The sequence below is a fragment of the Asaia krungthepensis NRIC 0535 genome (genome assembly GCF_025995175.1).
Lineage (GTDB): Bacteria > Pseudomonadota > Alphaproteobacteria > Acetobacterales > Acetobacteraceae > Asaia > Asaia krungthepensis.
Map to the genome: position 1 here is coordinate 94,946 of NZ_BAPV01000008.1, position 13,136 is coordinate 108,081.

Annotated in this window: 11 protein-coding genes and 2 tRNA genes; 3 read left to right on the forward strand and 10 right to left on the reverse strand. The window is 61.0% G+C overall.

Annotated features, from left to right (window positions below; all coding sequences use genetic code 11):
• Nucleotides 1–29: 29 nt before the first annotated feature.
• The 5 genes from AA0535_RS05960 to lon form a co-directional block, all read right to left on the reverse strand.
• On the reverse strand, nucleotides 30–821 hold the full coding sequence (locus AA0535_RS05960) for a type III pantothenate kinase (RefSeq protein WP_264815011.1): 792 nt from the start codon (nucleotides 819–821) through the stop codon (nucleotides 30–32).
• Between the two features lie 10 nt (nucleotides 822–831).
• Entirely contained in the window at nucleotides 832–1,572 is a 741-nt protein-coding gene (locus AA0535_RS05965) for a biotin--[acetyl-CoA-carboxylase] ligase (protein WP_264815012.1), read from the reverse strand.
• 22 nt (nucleotides 1,573–1,594) lie between these two features.
• Nucleotides 1,595–1,669: transfer RNA gene (locus AA0535_RS05970), tRNA-Val, on the reverse strand.
• 49 nt (nucleotides 1,670–1,718) lie between these two features.
• Nucleotides 1,719–2,003 carry an HU family DNA-binding protein gene (locus tag AA0535_RS05975; protein ID WP_127102578.1) on the reverse strand — a complete coding sequence of 95 codons (285 nt, stop codon included), beginning with the start codon at nucleotides 2,001–2,003 and terminating at the stop codon, nucleotides 1,719–1,721.
• A gap of 254 nt (nucleotides 2,004–2,257) precedes the next feature.
• A complete protein-coding gene (lon, locus tag AA0535_RS05980; protein ID WP_373319287.1) occupies nucleotides 2,258–4,621 on the reverse strand; it encodes an endopeptidase La in 2,364 nt (787 codons plus the stop codon).
• Here lon and AA0535_RS15750 point away from each other — a divergent pair.
• A complete protein-coding gene (locus tag AA0535_RS15750) occupies nucleotides 4,521–4,727 on the forward strand; it encodes a hypothetical protein (protein ID WP_373319288.1) in 207 nt (68 codons plus the stop codon). The two genes, lon and AA0535_RS15750, sit on opposite strands and share 101 nt — an antisense overlap.
• Nucleotides 4,728–4,871: 144 nt before the next feature.
• Here AA0535_RS15750 and clpX read toward each other — a convergent pair whose 3' ends face one another.
• The 5 genes from clpX to AA0535_RS06005 all read right to left on the reverse strand — a co-directional run bounded on the left by clpX (nucleotide 4,872) and on the right by AA0535_RS06005 (nucleotide 10,142).
• Nucleotides 4,872–6,140 carry an ATP-dependent Clp protease ATP-binding subunit ClpX gene (gene clpX, locus AA0535_RS05985; protein WP_264815015.1) on the reverse strand — a complete coding sequence of 423 codons (1,269 nt, stop codon included), beginning with the start codon at nucleotides 6,138–6,140 and terminating at the stop codon, nucleotides 4,872–4,874.
• Nucleotides 6,141–6,343: 203 nt separating this feature from the next.
• Nucleotides 6,344–6,982, reverse strand: coding sequence for an ATP-dependent Clp protease proteolytic subunit (locus tag AA0535_RS05990; protein ID WP_127102581.1), 639 nt, complete (start codon nucleotides 6,980–6,982; stop codon nucleotides 6,344–6,346).
• 142 nt (nucleotides 6,983–7,124) lie between these two features.
• A complete protein-coding gene (gene tig / locus AA0535_RS05995; RefSeq protein WP_264815016.1) occupies nucleotides 7,125–8,456 on the reverse strand; it encodes a trigger factor in 1,332 nt (443 codons plus the stop codon).
• Between the two features lie 102 nt (nucleotides 8,457–8,558).
• Nucleotides 8,559–8,643: transfer RNA gene (locus AA0535_RS06000), tRNA-Leu, on the reverse strand.
• Nucleotides 8,644–8,672: 29 nt separating this feature from the next.
• A complete protein-coding gene (locus tag AA0535_RS06005) occupies nucleotides 8,673–10,142 on the reverse strand; it encodes an NAD(P)H-hydrate dehydratase (protein WP_264815017.1) in 1,470 nt (489 codons plus the stop codon).
• Between the two features lie 130 nt (nucleotides 10,143–10,272).
• On the opposite strand from AA0535_RS06005, the gene AA0535_RS06010 reads away from it, so the two are divergent.
• On the forward strand, nucleotides 10,273–10,725 hold the full coding sequence (locus tag AA0535_RS06010) for a hypothetical protein (protein WP_264815018.1): 453 nt from the start codon (nucleotides 10,273–10,275) through the stop codon (nucleotides 10,723–10,725).
• Between the two features lie 649 nt (nucleotides 10,726–11,374).
• Nucleotides 11,375–13,136 (forward strand): DEAD/DEAH box helicase (locus AA0535_RS06015; RefSeq protein WP_408868476.1); only part of this gene is annotated, 1,762 nt, incomplete at its 3' end.

The following is a 13,136-nucleotide window of genomic DNA, read 5'->3' on the forward strand; positions in this document are numbered from 1 at the left end:
GGTCCTAAAAGAGTCAAAAAAACGCACCTTCATCCTGGTGCCGGAATAAATTCGCCCGTGGCATTGCGCGCAGCCAGAAGGCGCAGCCCATCAAGCGTGAGTGTTGGGGCAACATGCTGGAACAGATCTGTTCCCTCAGAAAAAAGCGGAGCGAGGCCGCCCGTGGCGATCACCTTGATCGGCGTGGCCATCTCAAGCGCGATGCGCGAGACAATTCCCTCCACCAGACCAACATACCCCCAGAAAAGCCCCGATCGCATGGCGACAGTCGTGCTCCGTCCAATAGCGGAAGACGGACGCCCGACGCTGATGCGCGGCAGACGCGCGGCGGCCTGATGAAGCGCCTCGAGCGACAGATTGACTCCCGGCGCAATCGCCCCGCCGCAAAACGCCCCGTCTTCATCGACAACATCGAAAGTCGTCGCGGTCCCGAAATCGACCACCACGAGAGGACCACCGAAGAAATGCTGGGCCGCAAGGCCGTTCAGGCGACGATCGACGCCGACCTCTGCCGGTGTGTCGACCTTGACCGGACACCCCCAATCCAGGGCGTTGTTTGCGATAAGCGGCTCGATATCGAGCCACTCGCGACAAAGACGGCGGAGATGATACAGGGCGGCCGGAACGACCGTACCGATAATGGCGCGTGAGATGGCGCGATGATTGAGATGGGAGAGTTCGATCAGGCCGAGCAACCAGACGGCATATTCATCGGAGGTCCGTTGATCGTTGGTCGAAATACGCCATGTGCCGCGCCAATCCTTACCGTCATGGACGGCAAAGACAATATTCGTGTTACCGGCGTCGACAACGAGAAGCACAGACCATCCTTCACCCAAGCAGTAGAGTATCCCCCGCCGCGATTATCTGAACCTCGTCGCGGTCGGTCTGCAGGAGAAGCCGACCGCACTCATCGAGACCTGCGAAGAAACCCTCAATATAGTTCCCCCCCCTCTGGACCGCAAGCCGCGAACCCGGTTCATGCGCACGGTCGAGCCAGGCAGCGCGCACTGGCGCAAAACCATCGCGCTCCCAACGGGCGAGCCAGCCCCCGAACCGGTCGAGGATTTCGTGCGCCAGGGGGGCAGGTTCTATGCTGGAACCGAGGGCAGCAAGAGAGACTGTCTTGCGTCCCTCGATCTGCGGGGCAGATTTAAGATTGGTGCCGATACCCGTCACGATCCAGCCGTTTTCCATCCCTCCCCCCCGCTCGATCAGCACGCCGCTGAGCTTGGCACCCTGGCAAGTGACATCATTCGGCCACTTCAGGCGCAGCGAGACGTCGGGTACGTGGGGTGAGAGTGCGTCATGCAGCGCCACGGCCACCATGAAGGGCATGGCCTCGACGAGCGGTCCGATGCGTGGATGACGACAGATGAAAGAGAAGGAGAGATTACCCTCGGGAGCACTCCATACACGCCCGCGCGTTCCGCGGCCGGCGTTCTGCTGGAAGGCGAGAACAGCCTTCCCGTGAGGCGCGCCATTTTCTGCTTCGATTTTGCAGGTGTCGGAGGTGGACCCCAGTGTCTCGTGACAGGTCAGGGTCCAGGGAAAGCCTGGTGTCAGGCTCATCGCGCTTCCGTAGTCTGAGGAATGGTGGGCGATGACGGGATTGAACCGCCGACCCTCTCGGTGTAAACGAGACGCTCTACCGCTGAGCTAATCGCCCTCAGGACAGGCGAGAACGAATCGCCGCCTGTCGTGAAAAAGGGGATACGTTAACTGACGGCATCCTTCAAGCCCTTGCCGGGGCGGAAACGGACAGAAACCGAAGCGGGGATATCAATTTCCTCACCCGTACGCGGATTACGCCCCTTGGCCGCCTTGCGCGTGGCGGTCACGAAGGAGCCAAATCCGACAAGGCGGACTTCCTGCTTGCGGGCCAGCGCTTCCTCAATGCTCGAGAACAGGGCCTCGACCACGTCACCCGCCTTCGCCTTGGGAAGATCGGTCTTCTCAGCGACGGCCGCGATGAGCTCCTGTTTGTTCAGCGGCTTGTCCATCTCATTCCCTTTTAGAACTGATCGTGATCCGTTGCGATGCCGATCCTTCGGCGCGTCTTGCACCGCACTATGAAGCCGTTTTCCCTAACGTCAACAGCGCAGATAACGCCCCGGGCGGACCGATTAACGCTTTAGCGCAGGATGCGTCTTTCCTGCACTCACCTGAGTACCATCTCCATGCCTGTGCTATGCTCCAAAAACGACAATGGCCGCCCGGAAAGGGCGGCCATCATACGTTTCGCTCTTATGATACTTCAGTGTGGCAACTGGCTCGACAGGCTTTCAGCGGCGCGTGTTGTCGGCACATCGTCCTCCTCGTCCCATTCGATTGCCTCCGGCGGCCGAACGAGAGCCGCAGCCAGAACCTGATCGACATGAGAAACGGGGATGATCGTCAAGGCGTCTTTCACGTTCGCAGGTATCTCCGCCAGATCCTTTTCGTTGTCCTTGGGAATGAACACCGTTGCGATACCAGCGCGCGTTGCTGCCAAGAGCTTCTCCTTCAACCCGCCAATTTCGAGCACGCGACCACGAAGGGTAATCTCACCCGTCATTGCCACGTCGCGCTTGATGGCAATCCCGGTCATGACGCTGACGATCGACGTCGCCATAGCTACGCCCGCAGATGGACCATCCTTGGGCGTTGCCCCTTCAGGGACATGCACATGGATGTCGCGCTTCTCGAAGAGCGACGGCTTGATACCGAAGGTCTGGGCCCGCGAGCGGACATAGGACACGGCAGCAGACACACTCTCCTGCATGACCTCGCCCAGCTTGCCGGTGGCCTTAACATGGCCCTTACCCGGCAGCATGACACTCTCGATGGTCAGAATCTCGCCACCGACCTCAGTCCAGGCGAGACCCGATACCATGCCCACCAAGTCTTCCGACTCAGTTTCGCCGTGCTTGAACCGACGAATCCCGGAGAACTCCCCCAAGTTTTCAGGGGTGATGGCAATCGTCTCGACTGAGGATGTGACGAGCCGCTTGACAACCCGGCGTGCAATCTTGGCGATCTCACGCTCAAGATTACGAACGCCTGCTTCGCGCGTGTAATGCTGAATCAAGCTGCGCAGCGCTGCGTCGCTGATCGACCATTCATGCGGCTTGAGGTTGTGCGCTTCGGCCTGCTTACCCACCAGATGGCGTCGGGCAATTTCGACCTTCTCATCCTCAGTATAGCCCGAGAGACGAATAATCTCCATGCGGTCGAGCAGAGGCTGAGGCATGTTGAGGCTGTTCGCCGTGGTAACGAACATCACGTCCGACAGATCGTAATCTACTTCGAGATAATGATCGTTGAAGGTGCTGTTCTGCTCGGGGTCCAGCACCTCGAGCAAGGCAGAAGATGGATCGCCGCGCCAGTCTGACCCCATCTTCTCGATTTCATCGAGCAGGAAGAGTGGGTTCGACGTCTTGGCCTTTTTCATGCCCTGCACGATTTTGCCCGGCATCGATCCGATATAGGTGCGACGGTGACCGCGGATTTCAGACTCATCATGCACACCGCCAAGCGACATGCGCACATACTGACGGCCCGTCGCCTTGGCGATGGAGCGCGCCAGAGAAGTCTTGCCGACGCCCGGAGGGCCAACAAGGCAAAGGATTGGCCCCTTGAGCTTCTGCGAGCGCGTCTGCACCGCCAGATATTCAAGAATGCGTTCCTTGACCTTTTCCAGGCCGTAATGCTCGGACTCGAGCACCTCTTCCGCAGCCGCAAAATCACGCGACACCTTGGAGCGTTTTTTCCAGGGGATCGACAGGATCCAGTCGAGGTAATTACGCACCACAGTCGACTCAGCGGACATGGGGCTCATTCCGCGCAGCTTGCGCAGTTCGCCCAGCGCCTTTTCACGCGCTTCCTTGCTGAGCTTCGTCTTGGCGATCCGCTCTTCGATTTCAGCGGTCTCGTCGCGCCCGTCCTCGCCTTCACCCAGTTCCTTCTGGATCGCCTTGAGCTGCTCGTTCAGATAGTATTCGCGCTGCGTCTTTTCCATCTGGCGCTTGACGCGATTGCGGATCTTCTTCTCAACCTGAAGAACGCCGATTTCCTGCTCCATGTGAGCAAAAACCTGCTCCAGACGCTGGCTGACCGAACCGCCCTCCAGAATCTCCTGCTTCTCGGCAATCTTGAGATTCAGATGACTCGCAATCGTATCGGCCAGCTTCGAGAGATCCTCGATCTGGTTCAGCGAGACCATGACTTCCGGCGCGATCTTCTTGTTGAGCTTGATGTATTGCTCGAACTGGGAGATTGCCGTGCGTCCGAGCGCTTCGGCTTCGCTTCCGGACTCCTGTGCGTCCTCCACATCCTCGATTTCGGCCTCGAAATGGCCGTCAACGTCGTGGAATTCCTTGATACGCGCGCGACGGATGCCCTCGACCAGTACCTTGACCGTGCCATCCGGCAGTTTCAGCAGCTGCAGGATCGTCGACACCGTACCGAAGCGGTAGATGTCCTCGGCCGGCGGATCATCCTGGGAGGCGTTCTTCTGCGCAACAAGCAGGATCTGCTTGTTGTCACGCGTCACGGCCTCCAGGGCACGAACCGATTTTTCACGCCCGACAAAGAGCGGAACAATCATATGCGGGAAGACAACAATGTCGCGCAGGGGCAGGACAGCAATCGTCTCGACGGTCTTCGTCTTGGCTTCTTCCGCACGAGCGGCGGTATTCAGCTTGGACGCCGCGGTCTTCCTCTTTTTCTCAGTCATGGAATCTTGATCTCCTCGAGGACGATCTCGGCAAGGTCACCCGAAATTTGGCGTGAACGACGCCGCGTAAGCACCGCCTGTACAGGCGGCCACCTTGTATATGAGAATGGAGGGGTACCGCGGCAAGGCGCCCCTCCGGTTTTACCCCGCAGGATCAGGCCGATTGCTCGGCAGGCTCACTGGCCTTGCCCTTGCCGTAAACATAAACGGGCGCCGCACGATTTTCAGCGACATCCTTGTTGATCACGACCTCCTCAACGCCATCGAGACCGGGAAGATCGAACATGGTACCGAGCAGGATGGCCTCCATGATCGAGCGCAGCCCACGCGCGCCCGTCTTGCGGGCAATAGCGCGCTGCGCAATCTGCACCAGTGCGTCATCGGTGAAGGTGAGCGCGACGCCTTCCATCTGGAACAGGCGCTGATACTGCTTCACAAGCGCATTCTTGGGCTTCGACAGGATGGCCACCAGCGTGTCTTCATCCAGATCCTCAAGCGTGGCGACCACAGGCAGACGACCGATAAACTCGGGGATCAGACCGAATTTGAGCAGATCCTCGGGTTCGACGTCATGCAGCACGGCACCCAGACGGCGGTCGTCGGGATTCTGCACATCGGCCCCGAAGCCAATGCCCGACCCTTTGCCGCGGGCCGAGATGATCTTGTCCAGCCCGGCAAAAGCGCCGCCGCAGATGAAGAGCATGTTGGTCGTGTCGACCTGCAAGAATTCCTGCTGCGGATGCTTGCGGCCACCCTGCGGCGGCACCGAGGCGACCGTACCTTCCATCAGCTTCAGAAGCGCCTGCTGCACCCCCTCGCCGCTCACGTCGCGCGTGATCGACGGGTTGTCGGATTTGCGCGAGATCTTGTCGATCTCATCGATGTAAACAATGCCGCGCTGAGCGCGCTCGACATTGTAATCGGCGGCCTGAAGCAGCTTCAGAATAATGTTCTCGACGTCCTCACCCACATAACCAGCTTCGGTCAGTGTGGTGGCATCGGCCATCGTGAAGGGCACGTCGAGAATACGTGCCAGTGTCTGGGCCAGCAGGGTCTTGCCCGATCCGGTCGGACCGATGAGCATGATATTGGATTTTGCAATCTCGATATCATTGCTCTTCTGGGCATGAGCCAGACGCTTGTAATGGTTATGGACAGCTACAGACAGCGCACGCTTGGCGATGAACTGGCCGATCACATAATCATCGAGAACCTTGCAGATTTCCTTGGGGGTCGGCACACCGTCGCGCGACTTCACAAGATGCGTCTTGTGCTCTTCGCGGATGATATCCATGCACAGTTCGACGCATTCATCGCAGATGAAGACGGTAGGACCGGCAATGAGCTTGCGTACCTCATGCTGCGATTTGCCGCAGAACGAGCAGTACAGGGTGTTTTTCGAATCGCCGGTCTTGTTCGTCATCGTTGCTCCTCCTCCCCGACCCGAGCGACCGTCAGGTCACGTCGCGTCGGGGGAATTCCAAACTTAGGCCGGACAGCGAGAGCCCGGCAAGCCCCTCCCGGCACGGGGCAATAATAGGATACTTGGCATGGGGGCGATGCAGGGCCTGAAAACCCTGCCTGAGGCCCGGCAGGAGGGCCGGACCTCACAACCGGAAAGCAGGATCAGCCCTGCTCGGCAACACTCTTGGGGCGAGCCTGAACGACCTCGTCCACAAGCCCGAAAGCCTTGGCCTCGTCAGCCGAAAGATAGGTATCGCGCTCGAGCTTCTGCTCAATTTCCTCAAGGCTGCGGCCCGTATGGTGGCGATAGATCTCGTTCAGACGCTTGCGGATCTCGAGAATTTCGCGCGCCTGGATCTCGATGTCGGAAGCCTGCCCCTGAGCGCCGCCGGAAGGCTGATGCACCATCACGCGGGCGTTGGGCAGACAGAACCGACGCCCCTTCTCACCTGCCGCCAGAAGCAGCGATCCCATGGAAGCGGCCTGACCAATGCACACCGTGCTCACGGGGCAGCGGATATACTGCATGGTGTCGTACATTGCGAGACCGGCCGAGACCACACCGCCGGGGCTATTGATGTAGAAGGAAATTTCCTTGCTCGGGTTCACGCTCTCAAGATACAGGAGCTGGGCCGAGATGACAGCGGCCACCTGGTCATAGACCGGGCCGGTCAGGAAGATGATCCGCTCCTGAAGCAGGCGGGAATAGATATCGAAAGCGCGCTCACCGCGTGACGTCTGCTCGACGACCATCGGTACGAGCGCGTTGTTGAAGATCTCGACAGGATCGCGATCCCTCATGGCCATTTCCGTTCCTAACTGGCACCGGCCCCATCAGGGCCGGTGCGTGACTTCTCTCATCTTGGTATGGCCACCATGAACGCCTAGAGCCCGTCCGTCAAAAAACGAACGGACTCCAAGAGTCGCGGCGCGACTCAGCCGATCAGAGATCGGCAGGCGGGATTTCAGCCAGTTCTTCCGGCGTCACTTCCTTGTCGGTGACCTTGGCCAGCTCGATCAGGTAATCGACGACCTTGTTCTCCAGGATCGGGCCGCGCAGACCATCGGCTGCCTGCGGGTTCTTGCTGAAGAACTCGAAAACGGCCTGCTCCTGACCGGGGTAGCGCATGGCTTCCTGGCGGACGGCCTGCATCAGTTCTTCACGGGTGACCGTGATTTCCTTGGTGCGGCCGATTTCTGCCAGAAGCAGACCCAGCTTGACGCGACGCTCGGCAATCTTGCGGTAATCGGCGCGCAGGGTGTCTTCATCCTTGCCCGCGTCTTCCTCATCCATCTCACCCGAGGCACGATCCTGCTCGACGCGCTGCCAGATCTGGCCGAACTCGCTTTCAACCATGCTCTCGGGCGCTTCGAAGTCGGTCTTGCCCGACAGGGCATCCAGCAGCTCGCGCTTGATGCGCAGACGCGACAGCTGGCCGTACTCGCCTTCCGCCTGCTTGACGATGATGTCGCGAACCTGGGCGATATTCTCGAAACCGATCTTCTTGGCCAGCTCATCGTCAAGCGCCGGATCAACCGGAGTCTTGAGCGCATTCGCCTTGATGTCGAAGGTCGCTTCCTTGCCAGCCAGTTCCTTGGCCTGGTACTCGGCGGGGAAAGTGACCGTGATCACCTTCTCTTCGCCGGCCTTCATGCCTTCGAGCTGCTCAGCGAACCCGGGAATGAAGCCCTCGCCACCGATTTCGACATTGACGTCCTGCGCCGTACCGCCATCGAACGGCGTGCCGTCGAGCTTGCCGACGAAGTCGCAGTTCACAACATCGCCCTTACCGGCAGCGCGGTCTTCCCCGATCGTCTCGAAGCTGCGCTGGCGCTTGGCGAGTTCGGCAAGAGCCTTGTCGATGGTCTCATCGCTCGGCTTAGCCGTCAGGCGGGTGAGTTCGAGACCCGACAGGTCAGGAACGGCGATTTCGGGCAGAACTTCGAGGTCGATCTTGAATTCCAGATCGCCCTCGCCCTCACCACCGGAGACCAGCTCGACCTTCGGCTGCACAGCCGGGCGCAGCTTGTTGTCTTCCAGCACCTTGTTGGTCGCTTCGTTGACGGCCTGCTCGAGGATCTCGCCATTCAGGGCGGCGCCATAACGCTGCTTGACGAGCGAGGCGGGCACCTTGCCAGGGCGGAAGCCAGGCAGGTTGATGGTGCGGCCGAGCTCGGCGAGACGAGCGGCGCGTCGCGCCTCCAGATCGCCAGCCGGCACAGTGACGGTAAAGCCGCGCTTCAGACCTTCGGATTGCGTTTGGGTAACCTGCATCTGTCAGGCGATCCTCTATTGACCGGGTTGCCATCGGGGCCCCGCGCCCGGCTTCATCGCAGCACGGGCAAGGCAGGAAGCCCCGACTAAGGAGAAATTTTTTGGTACGGGCGGAGGGACTTGAACCCCCACGACTTGCGCCACCAGAACCTAAATCTGGCGTGTCTACCAATTCCACCACGCCCGCACATACTCGGTTCAGCCAGGGCTGCACCGTCAAGCGCGCCGCTTTACAGCAAGATTGTCCGTTTCACAAGACAGGCGCCGCGCCTGATCGATCGCCTCGGCGCGGGCATCGCCCAGATGGGCGTCCAGCGCCTCGACAATGGGCCAGTTTCCCGCGCGCAACCCTGCCTCACCATGGAGCCACGCCCCTGCACAGGCGGCGTCCCAATGAGGCATGCCCGCAGCAAGCAGAGTTCCGATCACACCGGCCAGCGTATCGCCCGAGCCCGCTGTGGCCAGCGCCGGGCTTGCGTGATCATTGAGTGCAACGCGGCCATCAGGGGCTGCAATCACGCTGACGGCCCCCTTGAGCAGCACAACAGCCCCGATACGACCAGCAGCGCTCCTCACCGCGCACACCAGATCGTCACCGGGAGCGCCGAAGAGCCTGGTAAATTCTCCGATATGAGGGGTGATGACCGAGACACCCCTCAGCTTCTCGGGAGCCCCAGCCGCCCAGCCAAGCGCGCCTGCATCAGCAAGGACGCATTTCTTCGACGCAACCAGCAGCGGCAGAGTGTCTTCGACCTCATCCGGGGTCAGGCCGGGTCCGCAAAGCCAGACATTGCGCCTCGTATCTTCCAGCAGCGCCTCGAGCGGCGCGTCATCGATCACCAGCCCTGGCGCACCCAGCCTGTAAGCCTCGGCAGACACGCCGGCACTGATTCGCACCAGCCCTGCCCCGCTGGCGCGGGCGCCCGCCGCGGCAAGGCGCGTCGCCCCCGGCATGACCCTTCCAGCGCAGAGACTGACCACGCCCCTGCTGTATTTATGATCCTGCGCCGTCATGGCCGGGATAGACCATAGTCCGGGCCGGTTCAGGAATATCCGTGGTTGCGCGTGAGCAATACAGTCCGACGGCATTCCGATATCCGCACAGACGACCTCACCGCACAGGGTGCGCCCGGGATAGAGCACATGGCCGGGCTTTGGGCGAACGAAGGTCACACTGACCTCATAAGGAGGCCTTTCAGCGAGAACTGCCCCGGTCAATCCGTTAACGAAGCTCGGCAGATCAACCGCCACCAGTCGGCGTGACGCTCTGAGAACCGCCATGACGGTGTCAGAGGGGGCGCGGTCAAGACCTGCGCCGAAAATCGCATCGACCACCAGATCTGCACGCGCGGCGTTTTCAGCGGAGAACTCTACCCGCCGCCCGGAAAACCGAGCCGCTGCCTCGGCCGCGGGACCGCCCTCGCGCGGCGGCGCCAGCAAGGCCACCTGCACAGGCCAGCCAGCGCGCTCAAGATAACGCGCCGCCACGTGGCCATCACCCCCGTTATTACCCGGACCACACAGCACCAGCACGCGGCACGGCGCAAACCGTGCCCTGATGGCCCGCGCCACAGCCCATCCGGCACGCTCCATCAGGGCAATGATCCCGACCGAACGCCCCGCCATCTCATCCATGACGGCACATTCCTGAGGTGTGGGGAGGGAAAAACGCAGGGCTGAATGCATCTCGGGCTTACTCCGCTGTTGATGATTTTGCGCAGACTGCTAGGGAACGTTGCAAGAAACCGCCGGTATGCATCATCCCACCCTTGTGAGGAGTGCCTGCCCGTCGCCCTGACTTATCCGTGGAGCCCTCATGTCCAACCCGTATCTTTGGAGCGTCATCCTTGCGCTGCACCTGCTATGCATGGCTTACTGGATTGGCGGCGGGCTGTATGCGGCGCTCGTCAGCCGCAGCACAGTGGCCCTGCTCGAACCGGCGCAGCGACAGAATGTCCAGATCCAGCTGATCGCGCGTTATTTTCGCGCTCTGCTCCATATCGTACCCACGGCCCTGATCACGGGCTGGCTGCTGGTCATTCATATGGGCGGTTTCGGTTCCATGACCTTGCCGATCAATATCATGCAGGGCCTGGCGCTCATCATGGCGCTGATTTTCCTGAGCGCTTATTTCGGTCCTTTTCAGAGCCTGCGTCGTGCCATCCGCCCTCAGCCTGCACTCTTCGATGCCGTACGCAAGCGTGTTATCTTGATGGTGGCAGTCGGGGTGCTAACGGTATTTTTCGCCGCCATGGGCGGGAATGTCTGAGCCCCCTATCCCACGTTCTTTTTGACGCAAAACCCGGCCCACAGGGCCGTAAGGCGTAGTGCCTGCCTGGAACGCCGTAAAATCTTGCCTTTTGCAGGATTTCGGGATAACGCACAGGCGATTGGCCAGCCATCTTCGTTGGCCGCTCTGTAAATATGCCATGCCGAAGCATCGCATCATTTCTAGACCTCCAAAGTTATCAGAGAGCAGTTTGACCGCAAAATCGACCGCAGGTTCCGCAAAAACCTCCCCCTCACGCAAGAAACGTTCCACTTCGAAGACGGAACACCCCGTGATGGAGGCCGTGTCTGACACGCAGCCGCGCGACGCGCAGCCCGAAACAGAGACAGGCACCACCAAGGTCAAAACTGCCCGTAAGCCACGGAGTGCAGCGGCAAAAACGCCTGGCGCCGGCACGAAAGCAGCATCGAGCAAGCCCACCAAGCTTGTGAAGACCGACATCAAGACAGACTCCGTCAAGTCGACGAAGACGAAGACAACTAGGACTCCAGCCAAAGCGGCTGCCGCCAAAGCTCCCGAGGTCAAGGCGGAGTCCGTCGCCGCTGAGGCACCTGCGACTGAAGCGCCGCCTGTCAAGCGCGGTCGCGGTCGCCCGCGCAAGAACCCGGTCGCGGCATCTGTTGCCGAGATCCCCGCGCCTGCCCCGGCAGAGACCGAGGCGGCAAAGCCCGCGCGCGGTCGCAAGCCCGGCCCGAAGGCCGCAGCAAAGACCTCCACGGTTAAGAAAGTCGCCACAAAGGCGAGGGCAAAGCCTGCCGAGGCTGCAGCCGAGACACAAGCAGAGCCCCCTGCCGAACTCCCCCGTGAAGCAGCTCCGGCCAAGGGGCGTCCAGGACGCAAGCGCAATGCCTCGAGCACGACCGCTGCACCGGCCCGTCGCGCCGCGGTGAAGGATGCCAAAGCGAAAGCCGACGCGCAGGACAATGCGCCGGTCATCGCCGCAAAGCCCGTAGAGGAGGCCGAGCCCGTCTCTTCCGTCGTTGCCCAACCTGCCGGTGAAGCCCCGGCCGAGGTTCCGGCCGCATCGCGCGGGCGTCGCGGCCGCGGAGGCCGCAAGAGCGCGGAGAGCTCTTCGGCTCCCACCGGTGAAACTGCCCCGGCGGCCGAGCCCGAGATCACGGCTGCGCCTCTCGATGAGGCGATGAAGGCTCTCGTCGACGCGCCCAAGCCGCTTTTCTCCGAACTCGGCCTTTCCACGCCGATCATGCGCGCCATTGAGGAAATGGGGTACGAGCATCCAACTCCGATCCAGGCCCGGGCTATCCCCGTGGTTCTGGGCGGGCAGGATGTGCTTGGCGTGGCCCAGACGGGTACAGGCAAGACGGCCTCCTTCACGCTTCCGATGCTCGAGCGTCTGGCCGGATCGCGCGCCCGCGCGCGCATGCCGCGCTCCCTGATTCTGGAGCCGACGCGTGAACTCGCCCTTCAGGTAGCGGAGAACCTGACCCTGTACGGCAAGCATCTGCGCCTGAACCATGCGCTGCTGATTGGCGGCGAGAGCATGGCCGATCAGCGCGCGGTGCTGAACCAGGGCGTGGATATCCTCATTGCAACGCCGGGCCGCCTGATGGATCTGTTCGATCGTGGCGGGTTATTGCTGACCCAGACAAGCATACTCGTGATCGACGAAGCCGATCGCATGCTTGATATGGGGTTCATCCCCGATATCACCCGTATTGTCTCCATGCTGCCCGTTCGTCGTCAGACACTGCTTTTCTCGGCAACCATGGCGCCAGAAATCCGCACGCTGGCCGATCAGTTCCTGCATCTGCCGGAAGAGATTACGGTATCGCGCCCCTCTTCGGTCGCGACAACCATCGAGGAAGCGCTCCTTGTCGTCGATGAGGCCGATAAGCGCCGCGTTCTGCGCAAGCTGCTGAAGCGCGAGAATGTGCAGAACGCCATCGTGTTCTGCAATCGCAAGCGCGATGTCGACGTCCTTTACAAGTCGCTGCACAAGCATGGCTTCGCGGTCGGTCATCTCCATGGCGATCTGGCCCAGTCGCTGCGTTTCAAGACGCTCGAACGTTTCAAGGCGGGTGAGTTGCAGATCCTTGTCTGCTCCGATGTGGCCGCGCGCGGCATCGATATCGGCGGGCTTTCGCATGTGTTCAATTTCGACCTGCCGTTCAATGCAGAGGATTACATCCACCGTATCGGCCGCACCGGTCGCGCGGGAAAGACCGGCCATGCATTCAGCCTGGCCACGCCGCGCCAGAAGCAGCTGGCCGAGGCAATCGAAAAGCTGAAGCACGCCCCGATTCCCATGATCGAGATCGACGGTATCGAGACGCTGCCGTGGGCCGATCCGGAGCAGGAGGGCACCCAGCCCGAGCGTCGGGAGCGCCGTCACGGGAAGGATCGCGGTGGCCGCCACAACCGCCATGGCG

What these genes read in the sequence shown, in the direction of transcription:
- AA0535_RS05965 (WP_264815012.1), bottom strand. Translation starts at nt 1,572, where the DNA reads ATGAGCCTGACACCAGGCTTTCCCTGGACCCTGACCTGTCACGAGACA.
- AA0535_RS05975 (WP_127102578.1), bottom strand. Translation starts at nt 2,003, where the DNA reads ATGGACAAGCCGCTGAACAAACAGGAGCTCATCGCGGCCGTCGCTGAG.
- clpX (WP_264815015.1), bottom strand. Translation starts at nt 6,140, where the DNA reads ATGACGAACAAGACCGGCGATTCGAAAAACACCCTGTACTGCTCGTTC.
- AA0535_RS05990 (WP_127102581.1), bottom strand. Translation starts at nt 6,982, where the DNA reads ATGAGGGATCGCGATCCTGTCGAGATCTTCAACAACGCGCTCGTACCG.
- tig (WP_264815016.1), bottom strand. Translation starts at nt 8,456, where the DNA reads ATGCAGGTTACCCAAACGCAATCCGAAGGTCTGAAGCGCGGCTTTACC.
- AA0535_RS06005 (WP_264815017.1), bottom strand. Translation starts at nt 10,142, where the DNA reads ATGCATTCAGCCCTGCGTTTTTCCCTCCCCACACCTCAGGAATGTGCC.
- AA0535_RS06010 (WP_264815018.1), top strand. Translation starts at nt 10,273, where the DNA reads ATGTCCAACCCGTATCTTTGGAGCGTCATCCTTGCGCTGCACCTGCTA.